Genomic DNA, 24531 nt, shown 5'->3' on the forward strand with positions numbered 1-24531 from the left:
CAGAGACGGCGAACACACCGATACCGCCCTGAATTGCCGACGGCCATCCAGGAGAGCTCCTGGATGGCCGTCGTAGCCCGGATCCGGCGTGGGGAAGGCGCGCCGGTACCAGGGCCGCTCAGACGTCGATGTCGAAGAAGAAGAGCTGCACCAGGCGGTGGGTGCCGTGTTCGCCGGCGAAGTGCTCGTAGGACGTGGCCGAGTGGATCAGCTTCGCGTCCCAGATCACCAGCCGGTTGTACTGGCCGGAGATCGACTCGACCAGCTCCCAGTTGTCCTCGTGCACGAAGTTGTAGGGGTCGTAGACCGAAGAGCGCGCGGCCTCCACGGCCTCCGGACTGCCCAGGCGGGCCCGCTCCTTCGGATGAGCGGGGGCGCGCCGGCAGCCGTGCAGCCGGTCGCGCCAGAAGCTGGTGCCGGCACCGGCGGGCGGGTTCGGGTTCAGGTAGATCGCGGCGGCGTAGCTCTGCGAGTCGTGATGCCAGACCAGCGGATCGTCGTGCGCCGTCTGCTGGAAGACACCGTTGGCGTTGTGGCCGAGCCACTCGGTGACCGGGGTGCCGAGCAGTCGCGAGAACTCCTCGCGCAGGCCGGGCCAGAGGTACCGGTGGTCGCTGCGCAGCCCTTTGAAGTGCTCCGGATCGGTGTGGTAGCCCGCGCTCAGCGCGATCTCGCGCACCTCGTCCGGATCGTCGAGGAAATCGTCCACGGAGAGCAGATGCGGCACGCTCGGGGTGAACAGCCGCTTGGCGGCCGGCCGGCGCCGCGCGTTCTCCAGGGAGTGACGGGGGACCACGATCGACAGTCGCGCGGGACCGCTGGAGATCAGGTAGCCACCGTCACCGCGGTCCTCCAGCACCACGGCGGTCTCACCGCCTAAATTGACCTGCTCCCCCGGATGGAATGGCATGGGCAGACTTCTTTCACCGCGCGCCGGCTGACGCTCGGAGCGTATCGATCCACCCCCGACAATTGGGGAATTTCGTCATGCAGTTACTCATATCGGCGCAGTCGCCGGGTGCCCCGGCCGCCGACGGTACGGTCCGGGACGGCGAGAAGCCCACGGCACCTGAGCTGATCAGGGCCGTGGGCTTCCATGGGACCGGGGGGTGGATCAGTAGACCGGCTTGTCCGGTTCGATCTGGTTGACCCAGCCGATGACGCCACCGCCGACATGGACCGCGTCGGAGAAGCCCGCGGACTTCAGGACCGCGAGGACTTCCGCACTGCGGACACCCGTCTTGCAGTGCAGGACGATCTTCTTGTCCTGCGGCAGCCCCTCGAGGGCGGTGCCCATGAGGAACTCGTTCTTGGGGATCAGCTTGGCGCCGGGGATCGAGACGATCTCGTACTCGTTGATCTCGCGGACGTCGATGATCTCGATGTTCTCGCCGTCGTCGATCCACTCCTTGAGCTGCTTGGGAGTGATCGTCGAACCGGCGGCCGCCTCCTGGGCCTCCTCGGACACGACGCCGCAGAAGGCCTCGTAGTCGATGAGCTCGGTGACGGTCGGGTTCTCGCCGCAGACCGCGCAGTTCGGGTCCTTGCGGACCTTGACCTGGCGGTACTGCATCTCCAGGGCGTCGTAGATCATCAGACGGCCGACCAGCGGCTCGCCGATGCCCGCGAGGAGCTTGATGGCCTCGTTGACCTGGATGGAGCCGATGGACGCGCAGAGCACGCCCAGGACGCCGCCCTCGGCGCAGGAGGGCACCATGCCGGGCGGCGGGGGCTCCGGGTACAGGCAGCGGTAGCACGGACCGTGCTCGGACCAGAACACGGACGCCTGACCGTCGAAGCGGTAGATCGAGCCCCACACGTACGGCTTGTTCAGCAGCACACAGGCGTCGTTGACCAGGTAACGGGTCGCGAAGTTGTCCGTGCCGTCGACGATCAGGTCGTACTGACCGAAGATCTCCATCACGTTGTCGGCCTCGAGCCGCTCCTCGTGAAGGATCACGTTCACGTACGGGTTGATGCCCTTGACGCTGTCCCGCGCCGACTCGGCCTTGGAGCGGCCGATGTCGGACTGGCTGTGGATGATCTGGCGCTGCAGGTTCGACTCGTCGACCTCGTCGAACTCCACGATGCCGAGCGTGCCCACGCCCGCGGCGGCCAGGTACATCAGCGCCGGCGAGCCCAGGCCGCCGGCGCCCACACAGAGCACCTTGGCGTTCTTCAGCCGCTTCTGCCCGTCCATCCCGACATCCGGGATGATCAGGTGGCGGGAGTACCGGCGGACCTCGTCTACGGTGAGCTCAGAAGCCGGCTCGACCAGGGGTGGCAGCGACACGGGGACTCCGTTGGTCGGTCAAACAGTACGGTTGTTCTCCCCGTAACACTGCCACGGCCTTTTTCATTCCGAGACACCCGTTCCGATACGCGAGACGATGTCGTCCCAGTAGCCGGGCATCGTCTCCCAGGGGTCCGCGCGGCCGCCCCCGTCGGTACGGTCCGTGAGGTAGATCGTCGCCGCCCCCTGCCAGCGTGCGATGCGCAGCGCCTCGTCCAGGTGGCCGTGCGGCACGCCGTGCACGAAGTGGCAGAAGCGGTCGGGCGGGTAGTCGGCCGTCCACTCGGCGACCTGCGACCAGCGGTAGTCGGACCAGGGGCCGGAGAAGGTCACCAGTTGGTCGGCGTTCTCGGCGTAGCCGGGGTGCGGGTGGGTGCCGTGGCCGAGGACGAGGTGCGCGGTGTCGCTGATCGCGCGCAGCGTGGTGACGGCGCGCCGGACCTCGGGAAGCGCGGTGCGCTCGGTGGGGCAGCGGTCCAACAGGAAACCGTCCACCCGGTACCAGTCGAGGTGACGGTGGGCGTCGGAGAGCAGGTCGCCGAAGGCACGGGCGCCGTAGGCGAGGTCCAGGTGGCCGAGGACGCGGACGCCGGCGCCGCGCAGCCGGGCCGTGGCCTCCAGGCAGTGCGGGTCGGGGCGGCTGCCGGGGCCGCCGGCCACGTTCAGCACCACCCAGTCCAGCGGGGTGCCGGGGCGGGCGAGTTCGGACCACTGGGCGGGTGCGACGAGCGGGTGGGCGTAGCCGGGGATGCCGAGGGCGGTGCGGACGCCGGTGTTCGTGGCGCCCGCCGTGATGCTGGTCAGATGCGGCATGCCGCCTCCATCCAGATGTCTGCCAGGGATTCTTCGAGGTTGATGCGGGGCCGCCAGCCGAGCCGGTCGCGTGCGGTGCGCACGTCGGCCTGCTGCCAGCTGCCGCAGCCGTCCGGGTACGGGTAGGCCAGCGGGGCGGTGTGGTCGGAGTCGGCGCGCGGGTGGCCGATGGCGCCGCGCAGGACTCCGGGCGGGGCGTCGAGTTCGTGCAGGGCGCCGCCGTACCCGGCGACGCGCGCGAGGACGGCGGCGGCGTCCCGGAGGCGTACGGCCCGGCCGGAACCGATGTTGATCACGCCCTGCGCGGCGGAGAGCGAGGCGGCGTGCACGGCGCGGGCGACGTCGCGCACGTCCACGAAGTCGCGCTGGACGCCGAGGCCGGCCAGCTTCAGTTCGCCGTCGCCGGACTGCATCGCGCGGCGCATGGCCTCGGCGAGCCGGCCGAGCGGGGACCCTGCCGGGGTGCCGGGGCCCGCGGGTGAGAAGACGCGCAGGACGACGGCGTCCAGTCCGGAGCCGAGGACGAGTTCGGTCGCGGCGAGCTTGCTGACGCCGTACGGGCCGCCCGGGCGCGGCACGGCGTCCTCGGCCGTGGAGGAGCCCGGCTGGCTCGGCCCGTACTCGGAGCCGCAGCCGATCTGCACCAGGCGGGCGCCGCAGCCGCTGCGGCGCAGGGCCTCGCAGACGGTGGCGACGGCGACGGTGTTGTGCCGGGTGAGTTCGCGGGCGCCGCCCCGGGTGGCTCCGGCGCAGTTCACGACGACGCCGGGGTGTACGGCGTCGAGGAAGCGCGTGAGCGCGCCCGGGCTGCCGGTGGCCAGGTCGAAGCGGACGTCGGCGTCGTCGCCGCGGCCGAGCGCGGTGAGCTGGACGGCGGGGTCGGCGAGCAGGCGGTCGGCGACGAAGCGGCCGATGTATCCGTTGGCTCCGATCAGCAGGACCCTCATCGGGCGGCTCCCGGGGTGTGCGCGCCGGTGGATCCGGCCGTTGCGAAGGCTCCCGTGGCCGGTCCGGCGGTACCGGGGGCTCGGGACGCTCCGGGTCGGGAGGTGGTCATCTGGTGTTCTCCTTCAACGGGGTGGTGCGGGCGCCGCCGGTGGCCGGCCGGGCCCCGGTGGCCCCGGTCCGGTGCGGTCATGCGCTCCGGACGGGTGGCGGGCCCGGGTCGGACCGGTGGCGGAAGATTCACTCGGGTGCTCCCGCGGGAGCGTGCGCCGAGGCCTGGGTGAGGGCGCGGACGGCGTGCAGCAGCAGGGCCAGGGCCGCGGTACCGCAGGCGAGGGCAGGGACGGCGGCCGAGCCGCCCGCGTTCACCAGGGTCTCCACGGGGGTCGCGAGGAAGGCGCAGCCCGGCAGCCGCGCCGCCGTCGGCAGGGCGAGGGCCGCCGCCTCCACGGCCGCCGCCGCGCCCAGGGCGAGGACCGGGGCGTGCCGGTGACGGTGGACGGTGAGCAGGCGCGCGAGGAGGAGCAGGGCGCCGAGGGCGACGGACCGCGGGTAGGGCACGGGTTCGCGCAGCGTGGTGCCGCAGAGCAGGAGCAGTGTCGTGAGCGCGCCCAGGAACAGCGCGAAGGTGCCCAGCAGCAGTGGTTTCGCTGCGGAGGAGAAGTCCTCCAGTCCGCGGCTGCCGGCGAGCCGGCGGCGGGCGCCCGCGGTGAGCAGGTGGGCGCACCAGGCCGCCGGAGCGCAGGCGAGCAGGAGGGCGAGGACGGGCGCGGTGGCGGTCGGCCAGGGTCCGTCCGGGGTCCCGGTGGGCGCGGTGTCGGGGCCGCCGGTCAGGACGGCGTGCAGCAGACCGTCGCCGAGGAGGGCGTATCCGAGCAGCCAGAGCGTCCACGCGCGCGCGGCGCTCGCCGTGCGCCACGAGGGCGTGCCGGACCGGTCGGCCAGGGGGCCGTGGCGCAGTGCCGCGCGGGTGGCGAGGGCCGCGGCGAGGACGCCGCCGAGTGCCACGAGCAGCCGGGTGTGCCCGTCGGTGAGCCGCAGCGCGGTCACGGTGGCCGCGCCGAGGGCGCCGGGCAGCACGGTGAGCAGGACCCAGCCGGTGCGGACGCGGGGCGCGGGCAGGGGCTCGGGCTCCTGGCGCGGGTCGCCGTCGCGCGGGACGCGCGCGTACAGCTCTTCGGCGAGCGAGAAGACGTCCCGGTGCCGGAAGCGGGCGGCGGTCCGGTCGGTGACGCCGTGCGCCTCCAGCCCGGCCGCGATCTCCAGGGGGTCCACGGCCCGCTCGCACAGTTCCCGGTGCCGGTGCAGCAGTGTTTTCACCGGATCCACCGCCCCGCGCCGGCTGTGCGGTCCGGGGACACGCCGCTTGCCGGGCTCGGGGTCCGCCGGTGCCGGAAGGGCGTCGGCCGCGGGGCCGGCTTCGGCTTCGGTTCCGGCACTGGCACCGGCTTCGGCCGACGTCGCCACGAGCGGGTTCGGCCCCGGAGCGGCCGCGAGCCACTCCCCCGACGGCGCGTCCCACGCGTCGGCGCCGCTCGGCATGCCGGGCCGGTCGAGGTCGCCCGGCTCGCTCACGGCGCACCGGTCGGTCCCGCCGCGCCCGCTCAGCTCCTCACGGTCCTGTCCCACGCTCATCGCACCCCCTCCGCGGCCGCCACGCGCGTCGCGCGCACCGGGGCGCCGTTGGCCCAGCCGGGAATGCCGCGAGGCAGGACGCGGGCCGTCGGGCCGGTCCAGCGGCCGGGCACGTGGGACTCGGCGGGGGTGGCGAACGGCAGGGGTTCCCCGGCCTCGTCGAGGACGACCCGGCGGACCGGGCAGTGCGAGACGATCTCCAGGTAAATGCCGTGAAATGCCGCGATGTTCTGCTCGACGGTGAACAGTTCGAGCGCCCGGGCGCGCGCGGCGGCGCCGAGGCGCGCCCGGCGCTCGGGGTCGCGCAGCAGCGCCACGCACGCCTCGGCGAGCGCCCGCGGGTTGCGCGGGGGGACGACGAGGCCGGTGCCTCCGATGACCTCCACCACGGCACCGACGTCCGTGGACACCGTGGCCCGGCCGCAGAACATGGCTTCGACGAGACCGACCGGGAAGCCCTCCACCACGCTGGACAGCACGACGACGGCGCCGGCCGCGTACGCGTCGGCCGGGGTCGGGGCCTCCGGACCGCCGATCTCCTCGAAGGAGACCGGGTTGTCGCCGACGGCGTGCACGCCCTCCGCCTCGTCCGGGAAGAGCTGCGCGGCGAGGGCCCGGCAGTGGCCGAGGTAGGCCTCGCCCTCCGGTCCGGCGGGCGGGCCCACGATGCGCAGCCGCGCCTTGGGTTCCTCCTTGCGGACCTCGGCGAAGGCGTGGAGGAGGGAGACCAGGTCCTTGGCGGGTTCGACGCGGCCGACCCAGACCAGCGCGTCCGGATCGGAGCGGTCCGGGGACTCGCCGGCCTCCGTGAAGCGGGCGGCGTCCATCCCCGGGTAGACCGTGCGGATCCGGCTCCGGTCGGCGCCGCACCGTTCCTGCCAGCGGCGGGCGTGCCCGTTGCCGGGGGTGAGGATCTCGGCGCGCCGGTAGACCTCGGCGGCCAGCCGGCCGTGGAAGGAGGCGAGGAGCGCGCGGACGGCGGGGGCGGCGGCGTCGGGTCCGAGGGCCAGGTAGTGCGAGCGGAGCTGGACGCCGTACTCGGTGACCAGCAGGGGGACGCCGGCGAAGTGCCGGGCGAGCAGTCCGGGGAGGGCGGCGGAACCGCCCGCGGTGGCGTGGCAGAGGTCGGCCGCGCCGAGTCCGGCGTCGTCGTACCAGTCGAGGGACAGGGGACGCAGGCCGCGTTCGAGGTGTGCGGCGACCGCGAGCAGATCCGGTACGCGCGCCTCGCGCGCCGTACGCAGGGCGCCGGGCGCGCGGCAGGCGCGTTCCAGGGTGCGCACGGCGGCGTCGGAGCGCAGGGCGCCGACCAGTCCGCCCTCGTCGCGGGCGAGTTCGGCGAGTCCGTACAGAGCGCTGCCGAAACGGTCCGCCAGCTCGGCGGACGTGGGCCCGGATCCGGCGTCGGAGGCGACGCACACCGCCCCGACCAGCTCCCCGTAGCACTCGGTGAAGCGCCGGCGCGCGCGCCGCCCGTGGGTGACCCCGTCGTCCTCCGCCGTCCACAGCGGTGCCGTCCGCACCTGGCCGACCTGCGGCGGGAGCGGGACCCGGCCCTCGTCCTCCTGCTGCCGGCTGCGGCTGAGCGCGTAGACGTCGAACTCGTGCTGCTCGAGCCCGCGCACGAGCCGGTCGCACCAGAGTCTGGCGTCACCGCTCACAAACGGGTAGCCACCCTCCGTAAGCAGTCCGATGCGCACGTGTGCACCCCCGATCTCCCGTCTGGGGAGCCGCCGTTGTCCCGACGGCTCGCAGCGGGACGAACGTAAGGGGACAAGGCGGTGGTGCGACGGACGGTTGTCCATCGCACCACCAAAAGGGGTGAACGGTCGTAACTTTCGCGTGCGGGTGGCGTTCTACCGCGCTAGGAGATCAGCGGGCTGACCGTCGGGGCCGGCGGCCGCGCCGATCGGCGCGGGGCGTCACGCCACGGCCGGTTCGCCCCGGGCCGCCCGCCGCCGGGCCGCCAGCTCCGGATCGAGCGAGGGTACGGCGGCCAGGAGCTGCCGGGTGTAGGCCTCGCGCGGGCTGTCGTACACCTCGTCGGCGGGGCCGTACTCGACCAGCCGGCCCCTGCGCATCACCGCGACCCGGTCGCTGACCTGGCGGACGACGGCGAGGTCGTGGGCGATGAAGACCAGCGCGAGACCGAGTTCCCGCTGGAGCTCACCGAGCAGGCCGACCACCTGGGCCTGGGTCGTGACGTCGAGCGCCGAGACCGGCTCGTCGCAGACGATGACGCGCGGATCGGCGGCGAGCGCCCGGGCGATGCCGATGCGCTGGCGCTGTCCGCCGCTGAACTCGTGCGGGTAGCGGTCGTGGTGCTCCCTGTCGAGCCCCACGCGCTCCAGCAGTTCCGTCACGCGCCCCCGGACGCGCTCGTCGTCGGTCTCTCCCCGTGCGCGCAGCGGGTCGGCGATGGACTCGCCCACGCTGCGGCGGGGGTTGAGGGAGGAGACCGGGTCCTGGAAGACCATCTGCACGGCCGGGTTCACGCCGGTGTGCGGGCGGCCCTCGTAACGGATGCCGCCCGCGGTCGGCCGGAGCAGCCCGACCAGCATGCGGCCGAGCGTGGTCTTGCCGCTGCCGCTCTCCCCGACCACGCCGAGCGTCTCACCGCGGCGGACGGTCAGCGAGACGTCGTCCACGGCGGCGAACGCCCGCTTGCCGCGCCCGAACTCGCGCCGCACTCCGTCGGCCTCCAGCACGACCTCCTCGCCGGCCGGCGAGGAGGTCCGGCGGGTGTCCACGCGCGGTACGGCGTCGAGGAGTCGGCGGGTGTACGCCTGGGCGGGCGCGGCGAGGACCGTGCCGACCGGACCGTGCTCGACGGCCCTGCCGTGCCGCATGACGAGGACGTCGTCCACGCTCTCGGCGGCGACGCCCACGTCGTGGGTGACGAGCAGCAGGCCCATGCCCGTCTCCTGGCGCAGGGTGTGCAGCAGGTCGAGGATCTGGGCCTGGACGGTGACGTCGAGGGCGGTGGTCGGCTCGTCGGCGATCAGCAGGTCCGGTTCGCAGGCGAGGGCCATGGCGATGAGGGCGCGCTGGCGCATACCGCCGCTGAACTCGTGCGGGCGGGAGCGGGACCGCCGTGCCGCGTCCGGGATGCCCACCCGCTCCAGCACTTCCACGGCACGCGCGCGTGCGGCGCGGCGCGGCACGCGCGCATGGACGCGGTGGACCTCGGCGATCTGGTCGCCGATCGCGTAGTACGGGTCGAGCGAGGACAGCGGGTCCTGGAAGACCATGGCGGCCTTGGCGCCGCGCAGCCGGCGCAGTTCCTCGTCCGGGGCGTCCCGCACGTCGGTGCCGGCGACGCGGACCGAGCCGCCGACCCGGGCACCGGTGCCGCGGTGCAGGCCCAGCAGGGCGCCCGCGACGGTGGACTTGCCGGAGCCGGACTCGCCGACGAGGGCCAGGGCGGCGCCCTTCGCCAGATCGAAGGAGAGCCCGTCCACGGCCCGCACGGCGCCGAACTCGACGGTCAGGTCCTTGACTTCCACCAGGCTCATGCGAGCACCACCCGTCGGTCGGCCACCGCGTACAGCACGTCCGCGACGGCGTTTGCGAGGACCACGAAGAATGCGATGACCAGGACCATGCCGACGACCACCGGCAGGTCGACCACCTTCACCGCGTGCACCAGCTCCTGGCCGATGCCCGGCAGGCCGAACAGGGTCTCGGTGAGGACGGCACCGCCGACGGCCGAGCCGACGTTGTTGGCGTTCAGCGCGATGACCGGCGCGAGCGCGCCACGCAGCGCGTGCCGGCCGACGACGGCCCGTTCGCCGACGCCGTAGGCGCGGAAGGTGCGGATGTGGTCCTCGGCGAGCGTCTCCAGCATGGCGGCGCGGGTCAGCCGGGCGAAGGCGGCCGCCTCGATCAGGGCCAGCGAGAGCCACGGCAGCAGCAGGTTCCACGCCCACTGTTCGGGGTCGTCGGTGAGGTTCACGTACTGCGGGAAGGGCAGCAGCTGGAGTTCGCCGCAGACGACGATCATCAGGACCAGCCCGATGACGAACACGGGCGTGGCGGTGCCGGCCAGGGTGATCGCCGTCAGGACGCGCTCGCTGAGCCGGCCGCGCCGCCAGGCGGAGAGCACGCCGGTGCCGACGCCGAGGAGGAGCCACAGCACCATGGCGCCGAGGACGAGCGAGAGGCTGACGGGCAGCTTGGTCAGGATGATGTCCAGGACCTGCCGGCCGGTCTGGTACGACTGCCCCAGGCAGGGTGCCGTGCAGTGCTCGACCGAGGTGCCCGTGGAGAAGTCCCGGCCCACCAGGAGGCCTTCGAGGAAGTGCCAGTAGCGCAGGTGGAGGGGGTCGCCCAGGTGCAGTTGCCGGGCGACCTGGTGCACCTGTTCCGGCGAGCAGCGCGGGCCGCAGGTGATCTGGGCGACGTTGCCGGGCGTGGCGTAGAAGACCACGTAGACGATCACCGAGACGGCGAGCAGGGTGATCACCGCGCCGATGGCCCGGCGCAGCAGGAATCCGCCGAAGCCGCTCATGCGGTCGCCTCCTCGGAGCTCTTGCCGGTCCTGTCCCGGCGGCCGGTTCCGACGCGCAGGCGGGAGGCGGCGCGCGGGTCCAGGGCGGTGCGCACGCCGTCCCCGAGGACGGTGAGGGCGAGGACGGTGACGAACAGGGCGCCGGCCGGCAGCAGCAGGTACTGGGGCGCGGCCTGGTACCAGACGTCGGCGGCGGTGAGCATCTGCCCCCACGAGGGCGTGGGCGGCTTCACGCCGACGCCGAGGAAGGAGAGGGCCGCCTCGACCGAGATGTTCATGGGGACGAGCAGGGCCGCGTAGGTGATGACGGGGGCGGCGAGGCCGGGCAGCAGCTCGCGGCGGGCGACCCGCCAGGTCTTCCAGCCGCTCAGCCGGGCGGCGGCCACGTGGTCGAGCCCCTTCAGGGTGAGGGTCTGGGCGCGGACGATCTTCGCGATGTTGCCCCAGCCGATCAGGCCGATCACCAGGGTGACGAGTACGGTGCGCGGGAAGCCGGCCGGCACGATCGCCAGCAGGGCCAGTGCCATGATCATCAGCGGCATGGCGACGATGACGTCCGTGGTGCGGCTCAGCAGCTGATCGATCCAGCGGCTGCCGAGCGCGGCGGCGGCGCCGACGGCGACCCCGATGGCGATCTGCAGCACCGTCGCGGCCAGCGCCACCCCGAGGGACACCCGCGCCCCGTACACGAGCCGGGCGAACAGGTCGCGGCCCGTCTGCGGTTCGACGCCCAGCCAGTGGTCGCCGCCGGTGCCGCCGAAGGAGCCGACGGGCACGCCGCCGCGCGCGGAGTCGATCAGCGAGGGGTGGTAGGTCGTGGGGTCCTGGCCCTCCAGGGCGGTGAGCAACGGCGCGCCGAGCGCGACGAGGACGAGCAGCGCGACGACGGCCGCGGCGACCAGGGCGGCGCGCTGCGCACGCAGCCGCCGCCAGAACTGACGTGCCCCCGAGACCGCCGGGACGGAGGTGTCCGTCCCGGCGGTCTCGACGGCGATGAGTGCCTCGCTCACGGCGTCACTTCACCGCGACCTGGGAGATGTCCAGGACGCCGGTCCAGTCGCTGATGACGACGTTCTTGACGTCCGAGCCGTACAGGCGCTTGTAGACGGGGTGGAACAGCGGGACGACGAGGGCCTTCTCGCCGATCTTCTTGTCCAGCGCACCCCACCGCTTCGCCGCCGCGTCGAGGTCGGTCAGCTTGTTGATCGCGTCGATCTCGGCGTTGACCGACTTGTCGTTCAGCAGGCCTGTGTTGAAGTTCGCTCCGTCCTTGACGATCTGCCGGCCGTCGAAGACCGGGGCGAGGAAGGGACCGCCGGAGGGCCAGTCGGCACCCCAGTGGGCGAGGAAGAAGCCCGGCTCGGTCTTCAGGCCGTGGGTCTTGTCCCGGTAGTCGTTGTCCTCCAGGCCCTGGAGCTCGACCTTGATGCCGGCCTTCTTGAGCGCGTCCTGGACGGCGGTCGCGATCTCGGGGCTGGTCTCGAAGTCCTTGGCGTTGGAGTGGGTCAGCGTGACGGTGAGCCCGTTCTTGTAGCCGGCCTGGGCCAGCAGTTCCCTGGCCTTGGCCGCGTTGCCCGACCTGCCCGCCGGGAAGGGGTCGTAAGGGGTGTACCCGAAGGACTTCTGGTCGGGCAGGAAGGTGGTGGCGGGCTCGGCGAGCGCGCTGCCGCCGGCCGCGTTGACCACCGAGGAGCGGTCGATGGCATAGGAGATCGCCTGCCGGACCTTGGGGTCGTCGAACGGCTTCACGGTCGGGTTGAACGCGATGTAGTTCGTGTAGCCGAAACGGCCGGTGCCCACGCGCGCGGCCAGCGCCTTGTCGCCGGTGACCTTGGCCAGCTCGGCCGGGCCGAGGTTGGTGTCCGTGGTGACCGCGGCGGCGTCCGTCCCTTGGGACGCGGACAGCCGCTGGTTGATCACGGAGGAGTCGAGCCCGGAGCGCACGTCGATGGTGTCCGGGTAGGCCTTGCGCTCGGCGTCCACCGAGCCCGACCAGTGGGTGTTGCGCTTCAGGACGAGGTGCTCACCGTCGTTCTCGTTCTCGACGACCTTGTACGGGCCGGACGAGACCGGGTGCGACTCGTACTTCGTGCCCGTGTCCTTGGCCTTGGGGACCGGGGTGAACTGCGTCTGGGTGGCGAGGTACGGGAACTCGCCCTCGGGCTTGTTCAGGTGGAAGACGATGGTCCGGGCGTCCGGCGTCTCGATCGCGGACAGCCCCTTCTTGTCCTTGTACGGGCCCTGGTAGCCGGCGGCGCCGACCAGCCAGTCCCGCAGGTAGGGGGCGCCGCCGGAGAGTTCGGGGGCGAAGGAGCGCTCGATGCCGTACTTGATGTCGGCGGAGGTGATCGGGGAGCCGTCCTCGTACGTGAGCCCGGCCTTCAGGGTGTACGTCCACACGGTGGCGTCCTTGTTGGGGCGCCCGGTGTCGGTGGCGAGGTCCGGGACGACCTCGGCGCCGGCCGCGCCGTTCTCGCGGTTGCGCGTGGTGAGGGTGCGGAAGACGAGCGAGGGGACGTTTCCGCCGCCGGAGGTGTAGAGACGCGCGGGGTCGAAGTCGGTCTGCGGCTCGGAGTTGAGCACCGTGAGCGTGCCGCCCTTGTGGGGCGCGGAGTCGCCACCGGAACCCTTGGCATCGTTGTCCTTCGGGCCGCAGGCGGCGGCGCCCGCTGCCACGACCAGGCTGACGGATGCCGCTGCCACGCGGCGCGCTATGACGGACGGTTGACGCATCGGAATGACGACCTCTCGGGGAACTGATCGAGGATGTCTCGAAGAGTGAGACAAAGGGACGAGGAGTGAGACGGCTGCGGGCAGACGTCGGCCCCGGCGTCGGGTCGTCGGAAACCCGTGACACGGTCACGCGGACTCGGTCACGGAGAAGGTGGGGAAAGGTCGCGACGCGTACGCCGGGGAGGCGGCGTCAGCGACAGTGGATGTCGGCCACGCAGAGCGCGGTCACACCGATGAGCGCCAGCTCGATGGCGGCGCTGTCGGAGACGGCGTGACGGGACCACATGGTCAGAAATATGAACGACCTTGCGACTCATGTCAATCTGACATAAGCACAGCTCGTCAACTCTTCGGGTAGGGCCAGGGGTTGGGCAGGCAGTGGATTCCGTCGTGGTCGAGGAACTTGGTCTGCTGCTGCATGACGGGGGCCAGTTCGCCGTTCTTCTGGCAGGTCACATGGCCGTGTCCGAGGCGGTGACCGACCTCGTGATTGATCAGCATTTGCCGGTACGCGTGGATTTCGTCCCCGTATGTCTTGCTGCCCTGGGCCCATCGGTAGGCGTTGATCATCACGCGCTCGGTGGCGGCCGAGTCGCAGGAGACGTTCTCCTCCGCGGTGTCGAGATCGGACTTGGCACACCACTCGGCGGTGGTGCCGGGGCTGGCCAGGGTGATCACGAAGTCCGGCTTGCCGGAAGAGATGCGCTCGAAGGTACGGGCTCCGCCGTGGGCCCAACTCCGCTGGTCGTTCAGGGTCTTCTGGACGGCTTCGGCGAACAGCTCGCCGTCCAGGCCCAGCCCCTGCTCGACGTCCACGCGGTACCGGTACTTCTGGCCCTTGCCGGGCGCCTCGGCGGACCCGGGCACGGCGTCGAACTTTCCCGGGCCCTTCAGCGCGACGCCGAGGGGATACTTCCGGCCCATCTTCTGGTCGTACGTCAGCGCCACCGTCTCCGGCGACGTGGAGGCACTCGACGCGCCGGGTGCCCGGGCGTCCCGGGCCTGATCGGTGTCCGTGGCGGGCTGCGCCTCCGCCGTGCCGCCGTCCCGCGCACCGGTCACCTGTCCGGCGACGATCACGGCGAGCACGGTGGTGACGGCCGCTGCCGCGATACCGGCGAAGGCGCGCCCCTTGCCGCCGCCGCGCTGCGCGGGCACCGCGAGGCCGTCCGCGGCCTCGCGGCCGGATTGCTGTTCCTCCGGGTCCCGCTGCTCGCCTACGGCCGGCCGCTCCTCGGTACGAGGGTTCCGGCCCGGCCGGGGCGCGAAGACGTCCACGTCGTCGGTGCCGTCGCCCGCACCCTCGAACGCCTCGAGATAGTCCTGCCGGGGACCGCGGCGCCGCCCTGGACCGCCCGGCCCCGCCTGCCGTTGCCGGGGAAGTACGACACCGGGTCCGGCGCCGCCGCCGGCCTGCCCGCCGACCTCTCCCCAGCCACCGCCGGCCTCACGCTGCTCGGGGTGCGCCCCGCGGACCGAGCCGCCCCCGCGCCCCCGGGGCACGCCCTGCGCGGAAGCACCGTCGGCGGCCCTCGGCACACCGCGCGCGGGGGTCCCGTCGGGCGGACGGGGCATGCCGTGGGCGGGAGTCCCGTCCGGGAAACCCGGCACACCGCGCGCGGGGCTGCCCACGGCGAAGCGGGGGACCCCCTGCGCGGGCGTCCCGTCGGCCGGACACGGCACACCGTGGGCGGGGGTGCCGTCGGAGAACCCGGTCGGGTCCGGGAACGCGGCGCGCGTGGGCCACGCGGTGCCCAGAGCGCGCGGAGCCCGGGGCGGCCCCTGGACGGCGCCGTCCGGGTACGGCGTCGCCGCACCCTGGCCGCCTCTCCGGTCCGGCGGGTCCCGGCGGTCGCCGGAGCGGGCGTCCCGCTCCTCGCCTCGCCGGGCCGCTATGGCCGCGGAGTCGTCCTTCGGTGCCGGTCCGCGCCGGCTGTGACGTCCCACCCCTGCCCTCAGCTCTCCGTGCCCGGTGCGGTGGCGCGCCGGCCGCCGTCCGTGGACCCCTCGGCGTCGATTGTGCCCGACTCCCCTGCCTGGGCGAGGAGTTCACGGAACGCGCCGGCCACCAGGTCCGGGTACTCCATCATCGCCACGTGCCCGGCGTCCGGCAGGGACAGCAGGCGGGAGTCACGGAAGGAGCGGGCGGCCTTGGCGGCCATCCGAAAACCGACCAGCCGGTCGCGGCCGCCGTAGACCAGCAGGGTCGGGGCGAGGACCCGCTCGGCCTGGCGCCACAGCCCGTGCTGCCCGCCGAGCGTGTAGGCGTTGACGATGCCGCGCGCGGAGCGTGCCATCGCGTCCCAGAAGTACGGCAGCTGCAGGCGCCGCTCCAGCTCCTCGACGGCGTGCTGGAAGGCTTCGGCGGAGACCCGGCCGGGATCGCCGTAACAGAGGGCGGTGACCCCGTGCACCCGCTGCTCGGCCGTCCACTCCTTGGTGATCCGGGTGAACAGCGCGGCCACACCGGGCACGCCGAGCAGCCCCGTGGGTACCGCGCCGCGCTGGATGCGCAGCTCCGGCAGGGCGGGCGAGACGAGGGTGAGTGTGCGGACGAGGTCGGGGCGCACGGCGGCCACACGCGTGGCGACCGCGCCGCCGAGGGAGTTGCCGAAGAGGTGGACCGGGCCGCGGCCGGACGCGTCGAGATGGCGGATCACCGCGCGCGCGTGACCGGTGACCGAGTAGTTGCCGTCGTCCGGGGGCGGGGAGTCGCCGAAGCCGGGCAGGTCGACGGCCTCGCCGTCGACGACACCGTCCAACTCGGCCATCAGCGCCGACCAGTTCTGCGAGGAACCGCCGAGCCCGTGGACGTACAGCGCGGGCGGCAGACCCTCGCGGACGGGGGGCCGGGAACGGACCGACAGGGTGACTCCGGGCAGGTTCACGCACCGCAGCCGCTCGCCCTCGCCGACCCGGACGGGTGCCACCCGAGGGAGCACACTGGCGGCCGACACGGAAGGCGACTCGGTCGAAGACATGCGGGCAATGTTACGAGGTGATCACGCCGAGGTAGGTGTGGCGGCCGTCACAGCGTGAACCGCCGGCGAAAGGTGAACCGGACAGCGCACGCCCGAACGGGACGGCAGACCCCCTGGAAGATCGCCGGACCGGCTGCGAGAAGGGGCCTGACGGCATGGCGTCCGGATCGGCTGTCTCCTAGGCTCGTACAGAGGGCACCCGCGTGTGGCCCCTGCCGCTTCCAGGGACGTTCGTAGGAAGGGAGCCCACCATGACCTATGACCCCACCGAGCCCGACGCCATCGACGACCTGGAGCCCGAGGCGACCCAGGAGACGGACGTCGAGGCTCCCGAGGTGGACGCTGCCGAGCAGCACGCGGACCTCGCGCCGGACCGCGACGACCCCCTGACGGGCGTGGACCCGGACCGCGCGAACGTGGCCGACATGGTCGAACAGGCGCGCGTGGTCTCACTCGACGAGGACGACTACCGCTGACCTCGCGGGACACTCGGGACCGCCCTCGCCGGACACTCGGGACCGCGGCAGGTCCCGGGAGAAGCGCTCCGCGGCTTTCGCGGCCGTCCGGTACGTGAAATTCTGCGCTCGCACCGCGCACAGCACGGTTACCGAAAAGTACGATGGCCGCGCGGTCTACACCGCATGTGGACGACATAGGGAGGCGGCGTGACAGCCATCGAGCAAACTGAGGCGGCACGCCCGCGCGGCACCCGTCTGCCGCGCCGCGCCCGGCGGAACCAGCTGCTGGGCGCCGCCCAGGAGGTTTTCGTCGCGCAGGGGTACCACGCGGCGGCGATGGACGACATCGCCGAGCGGGCCGGCGTCAGCAAGCCGGTGCTCTACCAGCACTTTCCCGGCAAGCTCGACCTCTACCTCGCCCTGCTGGACCAGCACTGCGAGTCGCTGATCCAGGCGGTGCGCGGCGCGCTCGCCTCGACGTCGGACAACAAGCAGCGCGTGCGGGCGACCATGGACGCCTACTTCGCGTACGTCGAGGACGACGGCGGCGCCTTCCGGCTGGTCTTCGAGTCGGACCTGACGAACGAGCCGGCGGTGCGCGAGCGCGTCGACAAGGTCACCGTCGAGTGCGCCGAGGCGATCTGCGACGTCATCGCCGAGGACACCGGTCTGTCGCGCGCGGAGTCGATGCTGCTCGCCTCCGGCCTCGGCGGTCTCGCCCAGGTGGTGGCCCGTTCCTGGCTGCACAGCGACCGCAGCGTCCCGCGCGACCAGGCGGTGCAACTGCTCACCTCGCTGGCCTGGCGGGGCATCGCCGGCTTCCCGCTGCACGGCATCGAACACCACTGAGACCGCCCGTCGGCCGGACTGTTCGCTGATGGCGTTCCGTCCGGCAGCGTGTACGTCCCCTCACCGGGCTAATGTGTGCAGCGTACGGCGCGGAAGATCGCGCACATCACTGACCGTCGGAGGGACATAGCCGTGGAGGTCAAGATCGGCGTGCAGCACGCGCCCCGCGAGATCGTTCTGGAGAGCGGTCAGAGCGTCGAGGAGGTCGAGCGCATGGTGACCGAGGCGCTGGCCGGCAAGACCCAGCTCCTGAGCCTCCAGGACGAGAAGGGCCGCAGGATCCTGGTCCCGACGGAACGCCTGGCGTACGTGGAGATCGGCGAGCCGGCCGTGCGCAAGGTGGGCTTCGGCACGCTCTAGGCAGAGGTTCGGGCAAGGGCCCGGTGGCCGTCGGCCGCCGGGCCCTTGGCTGTGCGGTGCCCGCACGGACGGAGCACAACTCGTCCATAGCGGTGGATTGCATTCCGCAGGTCACGGGTATGACGGGCTACGACCGTCAAGCCCAGAACCGCCGTGGGAGGGACCCCGAGATGATCCTGGAAGCACTCGGATCCGCAGTGCTCGGTCTCGTCCTCGCATGGGCGGCGGCCCGCCGTCTGTCGCACCGGCTGCCGGCCCGCCCGCTGATCTACACCACGGGCATCGCCGGGGCGCTCTTCGGTGACTTCGTCACCCACAGCGCCCTGGGCCCGGGCAGCTCCCTGCCGAGCCTCATCGGGGCCGTCGTCGTGTCGGCGGCGTCCCTCTCCCTGCTCCTGCGCCCGGCGACCCGCCGCCTGCGCCGCCGATCAGCCCCGGCATAGCGCGTACGCCTGTCGACACAGGGCCACGGGCAGCGCCCCGTCAGGGGCGCGGGGAACTACGCGACCAGCCACGAACCACCCGCAGCCGCGCAACACCCCCTGGCCACCCCCCACAGAGCGCACCGGCACTCAGGCCGCGAGGCCCACCGCGCCACAGGCAGCGCCCCGTCAGGGGCGCGGGGAACTGCGCGACCAGCCACGAACCACCCGCAGCCGCCCAGGCCCCCCTGGCCACCCCCCACAGAGCGCTACGCCGCCAAGCCCAGCGCAGCCATCCGCTTCGTGTGCGCCTCCGTGATCCGCGAGAACATCCGCCCGACCTCCGCGAGGTCGAACCCGTCCGCCACGCCCCCGACGAGCATCGTGGACAGCGCGTCCCGGTCGGCGACGACCCGCTGCGACTGCGACAGCGCCTCGCCCATCAGCCGCCGCGCCCACAGCGCCAGCCGGCCGCCCACCCGCGGGTCGGCGTCGATCGCGGCACGCACCTTCTCCACCGCGAACTCGGCGTGCCCGGTGTCGTCCAGCACGGCGAGCACCAGCTCACGGCTGTCGGAGTCGAGACGGGCCGCGACCTCGCGGTAGAAGTCGCTCGCGATCGAGTCCCCCACGTACGCCTTGACCAGGCCCTCCAGCCAGTCCGAGGGCGCCGTCTGCCTGTGGAAGCCGTCGAGCGCGGCGACGAACGGGTCCATGGCGGCCGTCGGCTCCTCGCCGATCTCGGTCAGCCGGTCCCGCAGCCGCTCGAAGTGGTGGAACTCCGCCGACGCCATCTTCGCCAGCTCCGCCTTGTCCGCGAGGGTCGGCGCCAGCTTGGCGTCCTCCGCGAGGCGCTCGAACGCCGCCAGCTCCCCGTACGCGAGCGCGCCGAGCAGGTCCACGACAGCGGCGCGGTACTGCGGGTCGGCGGAGGCCTGCGCCCAGTCCTGGGCGGCGACACCGGTCGGTTCGGCGGAGGCGGCGGACGCGTTCTCAGGCTTGTCAGAGCTAGTCATGAGGCGCACAATAGCCCGCTCGGCGACTCCGGGAAGCCCCTGGTCAACCACTGTGACGACGACTACGTGACCAATTCGGCCATCACATGTGCGCGAATCCGGGGTATGGTGGTAATGCGCCTGCTGAGTGCGTCGACGATGTTCGACGTGTCCGGACAGGGCGCACGCATGAGGATGCCCGGTCGGTGGCCCGATCGGCTCCGACCCGACAGCCCTCCCCGGCCGTACGGCTCATTACGTACGACGACCGGAAGGGACACCCTCAGCGGTACGAGCGCTAGAGCGTCGGCAGAGGTCCCGTGCTTTACGGCTGGCCCCGAGTGGTTCGCCCGTATGGCAGCCGACGTCCCCGGCACGGTCCGTCAAAGACCCCCGCGCTCGCCTCGCACCGCACCACACAGAAGAGGCATAGCCCTGACTACGACGTTTCGAGACCTTGGGATCCTGCCCGAGACGGCCGAGGCCCTGGAGGCCGTCGGCATCATCAACCCCTTCCCCATCCAGGAGATGACGCTCCCCGTCGCCCTTTCCGGCACGGACGTCATCGGCCAGGCGAAGACCGGTACCGGCAAGACGCTGGGCTTCGGTCTCCCGCTCCTGGAGCGCGTCACCGTCCCCGCCGACGTCGAGGCCGGACGCGCCACCCCCGAAGCCCTCACCGACGCCCCGCAGGCGCTCGTCGTCGTGCCGACGCGCGAGCTGTGCACCCAGGTCACCAACGACCTGCTCACGGCCGGCAAGGTCCGTAACGTGCGCGTGCTGGCGATCTACGGCGGCCGGGCGTACGAGCCGCAGGTCGAGGCCCTGAAGAAGGGCGTCGACGTCGTCGTCGGCACCCCGGGCCGGCTGCTGGACCTCGCGGGCCAGAAGAAGCTGAACCTCAACCACATCAAGAGCCTGGTCCTCGACGAGGCCGACGAGATGCTCGACCTGGGCTTCCTGCCCGACGTCGAGAAGATCATCAACCTGCTGCCGGCAAGGCGCCAGACCATGCTGTTCTCGGCCACCATGCCGGGCGCGGTCATCGGCCTCGCCCGCCGGTACATGTCGCAGCCCACCCACATCCGCGCCACCGCGCCGGACGACGAGGGCATGACGGTCGCGAACATCAAGCAGTTCGTCTACCGCGCGCACTCCATGGACAAGCCGGAGATGATCGCCCGCATCCTGCAGTCCGAGGGCCGCGGACTGGCGATGATCTTCTGCCGCACCAAGCGCACGGCCGCCGACATCGCCGAGCAGCTCCAGCGCCGCGGCTTCGCCTCCGGCGCCGTCCACGGCGACCTCGGCCAGGGCGCTCGCGAGCAGGCGCTGCGCGCCTTCCGCAACGGCAAGGTCGACGTCCTCGTCTGCACCGACGTCGCCGCGCGCGGCATCGACGTCGAGGGCGTGACCCACGTCATCAACTACCAGTCCCCCGAGGACGAGAAGACGTACCTGCACCGCGTCGGCCGCACCGGCCGGGCGGGCGCCAAGGGTACGGCGATCACGTTCGTCGACTGGGACGACATCCCGCGCTGGCAGCTGATCAACAAGGCGCTGGAGCTGGACTTCAACGACCCGGCGGAGACGTACTCGAGCTCCCCGCACCTGTTCTCCGACCTCGGCATCCCCGCGGGCACGAAGGGCATACTGCCGCGCTCGGAGCGGACCCGTGCGGGTCTGGGCGCGGAGGAGCTGGAGGACCTGGGCGAGACCGGCGGGCGTGGCGCTCGCGGCGGTCGTGGCGACCGGGGCGACCGGGGCGGCCGGGGTGGCCGCGCCCAGTCCGAGACGGCCGAGCAGGAGCGTCCGGCCCGTACGCCGCGCCGTCGCCGCCGTACCCGCGGGGGCGCCCCCGCGGACGCCACCGCCACGTCGGCACCGGCACCGTCCGTGGAGTCCGGCACCGAGGAGGCGCAGGCGGCCCGTACGCCGCGCCGTCGTCGCCGTACCCGCGGCGGAGCGCCCGGTGAGGCCCTGCCGGCCGCCGCGACGGTCACGGCCGACGAGGCAGCCGTCGAGGCGGTGGACACGGTGGAGGCTCCGGCCGAGCCGGCCGCCGCGGAGAAGCCGCGCCGCCGTCGCACCCGCAGGACGGCGGAGCAGCCGGCGACGGAGACGGCCGTGGAGCCGACCGTAGCGGCCGGCCCGGTCTCCGAGCCGGTCGTCGAGGCCGCTCCGGCCGAGGAGGCCGCACCGCGCCGCCGTACCCGCAAGGCGGCCGCTGCCGCCGAGACCGCCGTCGACACGGCGGAGGGCACGGAGGCCAAGCCGCGCCGCCGCACCCGCAAGACCGCCGAGCCGGTCACGGAGGCCGCTGCCACCGAGGCCCCGGCCACGGAGGACGCCCCGGCCGCCAAGCCGCGCCGCACCCGCAAGACCACCGCTGCCGCCGAGGCCGCCGTGGACACCGCGGAAGGCACGGAGACCAAGCCCCGCCGCACGCGCAAGGCTGCCGCCACCACCGAGGCCCCGGCCACGGAGGACGCCCCGGCCGCCAAGCCGCGCCGCACCCGCAAGACCACCGCTGCCGCCGAGGCCGCCGTGGACACCGCGGAAGGCACGGAGACCAAGCCCCGCCGCACGCGCAAGGCTGCCGCCACCACCGAGGCCCCGGCCACGGAGGAGACCCCGGCCGCCAAGCCGCGCCGCACCCGCAAGACCACCGCTGCCGCCGAGGCCGCCGTGGACACCGCGGAAGGCACCGAGGCCAAGCCCCGCCGCACGCGCAAGGCTGCCGCCACCACCGAGGCCCCGGCCACGGAGGAGACCCCGGCCGCCAAGCCGCGCCGCACCCGCAAGACCACCGCTGCCGCCGAGGCCGCCGTGGACACCGCGGAAGGCACCGAGGCCAAGCCCCGCCGCACGCGCAAGGCTGCCGCCACCACCGAGGCCCCGGCCACGAAGGAGACCCCGGCCGCCAAGCCGCGCCGCACCCGCAAGACCACCGCTGCCGCCGAGGCCGCCGTGGACACCGCGGAAGGCACCGAGGCCAAGCCCCGCCGTACCCGGAAGGCCGCCACCGCCGTGGTGGAGGCCGACGGGGCCGAGGCCGCCGCTCCGAAGGTCCGGCGGACCCGTAAGGCCGTCGCGGCCGCTCCGGAGATTCCGGCGCAGGCCAGTGACGAGCCGGAGGCCGAGCCGCGCCGCCGCACCCGCAAGGCGACGGCCGCCGTGGAGGCCCCGGAGGCCTGACCGGCACCGCACCACGGTGCACACGATCCGCCGATGGCCCGGCCCACTTCCGTGGGCCGGGCCATCGGCGTTCTCCGCGCGCCTGCGTGCCCCTCCGCACCCTGCGCGGGTCCCGTCCGTGCCCGATAGCCTGCTCCTCATGAGCAGGCCCGCGACCTTCGTCCCGCCCCCCGGCGCCCGTGCGTACACCCTGCGGACGGCACGCGGTGAGTTCGCCGTCGTCGACGCGCCCGTGGCCGCCGGGGTCGAGCCCCGGGGAGTCGCGCTGCTGCTGCCGGGGTTCACCGGCAGCAAGGAGGACTTCAACCCGCTGCACGTCCCGCTCGCGGAGCGCGGGTACCGGACCGTGGCCGTCGACGGGCGCGGCCAGTTCGAGTCGGACGGTCCCGCGACCGACGAATCCGCCTACGCGCAGGAGGAGTTGGCGCGAGACGTGCTGGCGCAGGCGGCGGCGCTCGGGCAGCCGGTGCATCTGCTGGGGCACTCGCTCGGCGGGCAGATCTCCCGCGCGGCGGTCCTGCTCGACCACGCACCGTTCCTGTCGCTGACCCTGATGGCGTCCGGCCCGGCGCAGATCTCGGCGTCCCAGCGGGAGCGGGTGAAGCTGTTGCGGGACGCGCTCGCGGTGATGAGCATGGCCGAGGTGTGGGACGCGATCCAGGCGATGGAGACGCCCGAGGAGACCGAGACGCCGTCGCTCGACGGCGGCCTGGACGAACGGGACGACCTGCGGCGCCGCTGGCTGGCCACCAAGCCCGCCCAACTCATCGCCACCGGAAACCAGTTGTGCACGGAGCCGGACCGGATCGCCGAACTGGCCGCCGTACCACTGCCGTTCCATGTGCTGTCGGGCTCCCAGGACGACACCTGGCCGCTGCCGCTGCTCGACGACATGGCGGTACGGCTGCGGGCGCGGCGGACCGTCATCGACGGGGCCGAGCACTCCCCCAACACCGACCGTCCGCTCGCCACCGCCGAGGCGATCGCCGGCTTCTGGGACGGCGGCACGTCCGGGGCGTGACCCCGCGCGCGTACCGGAGCCCGCCGGCCGCGCGCCGGGCTAGTACTGCGCCTGAAGGTGGTCCCAGAAACCGTCCCTGAGGGAGCGGCGCAGGTCCGCCTGGCCGCGCAGGGAGTACTGGAGCAGGCCCTCGGCCTCGACCAGCAGGTCCTGGTCGACGGAGCCCGGCAGGTAGGGGTGGCCGGGGAGCAGTTCGACCAGTGCCTCGCGACCTCGGGAGGCGAGCCACTTCGCGGCGATCTGGGCGCCGACGAAGCGGACGGCCTCGCGGGTGGGGCGGGCGCCGGCCGTGGCCTCGTAGGCGGCGGCCGTGCGCCGGGTGACGTACGGCTTGAAGAACTCCAGGTCGAGGGTGCGCTGGCTGTCCACCTCCCAGAGCAGTGGCTCGGCCTGGTTGCGGCCCTCGGGCGCCTCGATGCCCCAGAGGTGGACGCGGGCGCCGTACCCCTGGGCCGCCTCGACGGCCGACACCAGGTCCTCGTCGCCGCCGAGCAGGGCCGCGTCACTGATCGCGCGGTGCCGGGCGAGGGACTCCAGGTCGGAACGGATCAGGGAGTCGACGCCCTTCTGCTGGTTGTTGGCGTTGAGGTTGCCGAGGCGGACTTTGACGTCGGGGAGTTCGGCGATGGACTGCTGCTCGGCGGTGTGGATGCGGCGGCGGGCGCCGTCGTACCAGTACACGCGGAGCAGCCGGCTGTCCGCGAAGATCGTGCGGGCGCGGTCGATCAGCGCGTCGATCAGCCCCTCGGCGTCGAGGTCGAAGGCCCGGCGGTCCTCGGTCCCGGCGACCAGCCGCCCGGCGGCCGCGTACAGATAGCCCGCGTCGACGAAGATCGCGTGGGTCGAGGGCGTCTTCGCCACCTCGGCGAGCATGCGCTGCAGCAGCTCGTTCGTGCGGTCGATGCGGGCGCCCAGGGCCGCCAGTTCGTCGTTCATCGCCTCCATTGTCCCGTTGGTCACGCTGCGAACACAACCGGTCCCGGTCGGTCCCACGAGGATCGCTTACCGGTCGGTAATTAGACGTTCGAAAAATTTCTTTAGCGTAGGGAATGTTTGTAACAAGAAGCACGTTGACTACGTACGACACCGGATACCCATCCGGTGCTCACAAGTAGTTCTCCGCAGGAGGATGACCAGACGAAGGGAGAAGCCCATGCGCTTCGAAATCATGCGACTCGACCACGTCGACGGGACCACCGTGGACAGCAGGGTCGTGGACGCCGCCTCCGTCAACCGGATCGTTCAGCAGGCCGCCGCCGTAGGACAGCGCCTCTGGATCCGCCCGGCCGAGACCCCGGCCTCGTAGCGGGCACGGCCA

General features: G+C 72.9%; 22 protein-coding genes. 7 read left to right on the forward strand and 15 right to left on the reverse strand.

The genetic code is table 11. From position 1 onward, the window contains the following. Positions 1 to 118: 118 nt before the first annotated feature. The 13 genes from BLW57_RS14515 to BLW57_RS14570 all read right to left on the reverse strand — a co-directional run bounded on the left by BLW57_RS14515 (position 119) and on the right by BLW57_RS14570 (position 15910). Complete coding sequence (locus BLW57_RS14515) at positions 119 to 910, reverse strand: DUF6445 family protein (protein WP_143051605.1); 792 nt, start codon at positions 908 to 910, stop codon at positions 119 to 121. A gap of 204 nt (positions 911 to 1114) precedes the next feature. Further along, positions 1115 to 2293 (reverse strand): adenylyltransferase/sulfurtransferase MoeZ, encoded by a 1179-nt coding sequence (moeZ, locus tag BLW57_RS14520; RefSeq protein ID WP_093474909.1) that lies wholly within the window; start codon positions 2291 to 2293, stop codon positions 1115 to 1117. Between the two features lie 63 nt (positions 2294 to 2356). After that, on the reverse strand, positions 2357 to 3106 hold the full coding sequence (locus BLW57_RS14525) for a spherulation-specific family 4 protein (protein WP_093474910.1): 750 nt from the start codon (positions 3104 to 3106) through the stop codon (positions 2357 to 2359). Then, positions 3094 to 4053 carry an NAD-dependent epimerase/dehydratase family protein gene (locus tag BLW57_RS14530; RefSeq protein WP_093474912.1) on the reverse strand — a complete coding sequence of 320 codons (960 nt, stop codon included), beginning with the start codon at positions 4051 to 4053 and terminating at the stop codon, positions 3094 to 3096. Before BLW57_RS14530 ends, BLW57_RS14525 begins: the two co-directional genes overlap by 13 nt. Positions 4054 to 4291: 238 nt before the next feature. Beyond that, a complete protein-coding gene (locus tag BLW57_RS14535; protein ID WP_093480693.1) occupies positions 4292 to 5371 on the reverse strand; it encodes a hypothetical protein in 1080 nt (359 codons plus the stop codon). 311 nt (positions 5372 to 5682) lie between these two features. After that, the gene (locus tag BLW57_RS14540; protein WP_256339483.1) at positions 5683 to 7386 is read right to left on the reverse strand and encodes a DUF3492 domain-containing protein; all 1704 of its coding nucleotides are present in this window, start codon (positions 7384 to 7386) and stop codon (positions 5683 to 5685) included. A 222-nt stretch (positions 7387 to 7608) separates the two neighbouring features. Then, positions 7609 to 9201 (reverse strand): dipeptide ABC transporter ATP-binding protein, encoded by a 1593-nt coding sequence (locus BLW57_RS14545; RefSeq protein WP_093474915.1) that lies wholly within the window; start codon positions 9199 to 9201, stop codon positions 7609 to 7611. After that, on the reverse strand, positions 9198 to 10196 hold the full coding sequence (locus BLW57_RS14550; protein WP_093474916.1) for an ABC transporter permease: 999 nt from the start codon (positions 10194 to 10196) through the stop codon (positions 9198 to 9200). Before BLW57_RS14550 ends, BLW57_RS14545 begins: the two co-directional genes overlap by 4 nt. Continuing rightward, positions 10193 to 11206, reverse strand: a complete 1014-nt coding sequence (locus tag BLW57_RS14555) for an ABC transporter permease (protein WP_093474918.1) — start codon at positions 11204 to 11206, stop codon at positions 10193 to 10195. The genes BLW57_RS14550 and BLW57_RS14555 overlap by 4 nt, the downstream gene beginning before the upstream one ends. Before the next feature lie 4 nt (positions 11207 to 11210). Beyond that, positions 11211 to 12929 (reverse strand): ABC transporter substrate-binding protein, encoded by a 1719-nt coding sequence (locus BLW57_RS14560; protein WP_093474919.1) that lies wholly within the window; start codon positions 12927 to 12929, stop codon positions 11211 to 11213. Between the two features lie 190 nt (positions 12930 to 13119). Continuing rightward, on the reverse strand, positions 13120 to 13215 hold the full coding sequence (locus tag BLW57_RS43095) for an Ms4533A family Cys-rich leader peptide (protein ID WP_311318790.1): 96 nt from the start codon (positions 13213 to 13215) through the stop codon (positions 13120 to 13122). A gap of 56 nt (positions 13216 to 13271) precedes the next feature. Continuing rightward, on the reverse strand, positions 13272 to 14876 hold the full coding sequence (locus tag BLW57_RS14565; protein WP_093474921.1) for a DUF3152 domain-containing protein: 1605 nt from the start codon (positions 14874 to 14876) through the stop codon (positions 13272 to 13274). Positions 14877 to 14884: 8 nt separating this feature from the next. Continuing rightward, positions 14885 to 15910 carry an alpha/beta fold hydrolase gene (locus BLW57_RS14570; protein ID WP_093474922.1) on the reverse strand — a complete coding sequence of 342 codons (1026 nt, stop codon included), beginning with the start codon at positions 15908 to 15910 and terminating at the stop codon, positions 14885 to 14887. Between the two features lie 251 nt (positions 15911 to 16161). Here BLW57_RS14570 and BLW57_RS14575 point away from each other — a divergent pair, with 251 nt between their 5' ends. From BLW57_RS14575 to BLW57_RS14590, 4 genes are all read left to right on the forward strand, one after another. Further along, positions 16162 to 16386, forward strand: a complete 225-nt coding sequence (locus BLW57_RS14575) for a hypothetical protein (protein ID WP_093474924.1) — start codon at positions 16162 to 16164, stop codon at positions 16384 to 16386. A gap of 189 nt (positions 16387 to 16575) precedes the next feature. After that, positions 16576 to 17217, forward strand: coding sequence for a TetR/AcrR family transcriptional regulator (locus BLW57_RS14580; RefSeq protein WP_093474925.1), 642 nt, complete (start codon positions 16576 to 16578; stop codon positions 17215 to 17217). 132 nt (positions 17218 to 17349) lie between these two features. Beyond that, a complete protein-coding gene (locus BLW57_RS14585) occupies positions 17350 to 17577 on the forward strand; it encodes a DUF3107 domain-containing protein (RefSeq protein WP_093474927.1) in 228 nt (75 codons plus the stop codon). Positions 17578 to 17747: 170 nt separating this feature from the next. Continuing rightward, positions 17748 to 18020, forward strand: coding sequence for a hypothetical protein (locus BLW57_RS14590; protein WP_093474928.1), 273 nt, complete (start codon positions 17748 to 17750; stop codon positions 18018 to 18020). Between the two features lie 248 nt (positions 18021 to 18268). Here the strand turns inward: BLW57_RS14590 and BLW57_RS14595 are convergent, their stop codons facing one another. Beyond that, positions 18269 to 19015, reverse strand: a complete 747-nt coding sequence (locus BLW57_RS14595; RefSeq protein WP_093474930.1) for a ferritin-like fold-containing protein — start codon at positions 19013 to 19015, stop codon at positions 18269 to 18271. A gap of 507 nt (positions 19016 to 19522) precedes the next feature. Here BLW57_RS14595 and BLW57_RS14600 point away from each other — a divergent pair. Together BLW57_RS14600 and BLW57_RS14605 are read left to right on the forward strand one after the other, a co-directional pair. After that, positions 19523 to 22192, forward strand: coding sequence for a DEAD/DEAH box helicase (locus BLW57_RS14600; RefSeq protein ID WP_176985584.1), 2670 nt, complete (start codon positions 19523 to 19525; stop codon positions 22190 to 22192). Between the two features lie 139 nt (positions 22193 to 22331). Beyond that, positions 22332 to 23213, forward strand: a complete 882-nt coding sequence (locus tag BLW57_RS14605) for an alpha/beta fold hydrolase (RefSeq protein WP_093474933.1) — start codon at positions 22332 to 22334, stop codon at positions 23211 to 23213. A 39-nt stretch (positions 23214 to 23252) separates the two neighbouring features. Here the strand turns inward: BLW57_RS14605 and BLW57_RS14610 are convergent, their stop codons facing one another. Beyond that, positions 23253 to 24149 carry an NYN domain-containing protein gene (locus BLW57_RS14610; protein WP_176985930.1) on the reverse strand — a complete coding sequence of 299 codons (897 nt, stop codon included), beginning with the start codon at positions 24147 to 24149 and terminating at the stop codon, positions 23253 to 23255. Between the two features lie 217 nt (positions 24150 to 24366). Between BLW57_RS14610 and BLW57_RS41385 the strand changes: the two genes are divergently transcribed. Next, on the forward strand, positions 24367 to 24519 hold the full coding sequence (locus tag BLW57_RS41385) for a hypothetical protein (RefSeq protein ID WP_093474936.1): 153 nt from the start codon (positions 24367 to 24369) through the stop codon (positions 24517 to 24519). Positions 24520 to 24531: the final 12 nt, after the last annotated feature.

Source organism: Streptomyces sp. 1222.5, from assembly GCF_900105245.1.
Classification (GTDB): domain Bacteria; phylum Actinomycetota; class Actinomycetes; order Streptomycetales; family Streptomycetaceae; genus Streptomyces; species Streptomyces albidocamelliae.

Excerpts from the sequence above, each read along its gene's own strand:
- BLW57_RS14515 (WP_143051605.1), bottom strand. The coding sequence starts at position 910 with ATGCCATTCCATCCGGGGGAGCAGGTCAATTTAGGCGGTGAGACCGCC.
- BLW57_RS14525 (WP_093474910.1), bottom strand. The coding sequence starts at position 3,106 with ATGCCGCATCTGACCAGCATCACGGCGGGCGCCACGAACACCGGCGTC.
- BLW57_RS14530 (WP_093474912.1), bottom strand. The coding sequence starts at position 4,053 with ATGAGGGTCCTGCTGATCGGAGCCAACGGATACATCGGCCGCTTCGTC.
- BLW57_RS14545 (WP_093474915.1), bottom strand. The coding sequence starts at position 9,201 with ATGAGCCTGGTGGAAGTCAAGGACCTGACCGTCGAGTTCGGCGCCGTG.
- BLW57_RS14550 (WP_093474916.1), bottom strand. The coding sequence starts at position 10,196 with ATGAGCGGCTTCGGCGGATTCCTGCTGCGCCGGGCCATCGGCGCGGTG.
- BLW57_RS14560 (WP_093474919.1), bottom strand. The coding sequence starts at position 12,929 with ATGCGTCAACCGTCCGTCATAGCGCGCCGCGTGGCAGCGGCATCCGTC.
- BLW57_RS43095 (WP_311318790.1), bottom strand. The coding sequence starts at position 13,215 with ATGTGGTCCCGTCACGCCGTCTCCGACAGCGCCGCCATCGAGCTGGCG.
- BLW57_RS14570 (WP_093474922.1), bottom strand. The coding sequence starts at position 15,910 with ATGTCTTCGACCGAGTCGCCTTCCGTGTCGGCCGCCAGTGTGCTCCCT.
- BLW57_RS14575 (WP_093474924.1), top strand. The coding sequence starts at position 16,162 with ATGACCTATGACCCCACCGAGCCCGACGCCATCGACGACCTGGAGCCC.
- BLW57_RS14590 (WP_093474928.1), top strand. The coding sequence starts at position 17,748 with ATGATCCTGGAAGCACTCGGATCCGCAGTGCTCGGTCTCGTCCTCGCA.
- BLW57_RS14595 (WP_093474930.1), bottom strand. The coding sequence starts at position 19,015 with ATGACTAGCTCTGACAAGCCTGAGAACGCGTCCGCCGCCTCCGCCGAA.
- BLW57_RS14600 (WP_176985584.1), top strand. The coding sequence starts at position 19,523 with ATGACGCTCCCCGTCGCCCTTTCCGGCACGGACGTCATCGGCCAGGCG.
- BLW57_RS14605 (WP_093474933.1), top strand. The coding sequence starts at position 22,332 with ATGAGCAGGCCCGCGACCTTCGTCCCGCCCCCCGGCGCCCGTGCGTAC.
- BLW57_RS14610 (WP_176985930.1), bottom strand. The coding sequence starts at position 24,149 with ATGAACGACGAACTGGCGGCCCTGGGCGCCCGCATCGACCGCACGAAC.
- BLW57_RS41385 (WP_093474936.1), top strand. The coding sequence starts at position 24,367 with ATGCGCTTCGAAATCATGCGACTCGACCACGTCGACGGGACCACCGTG.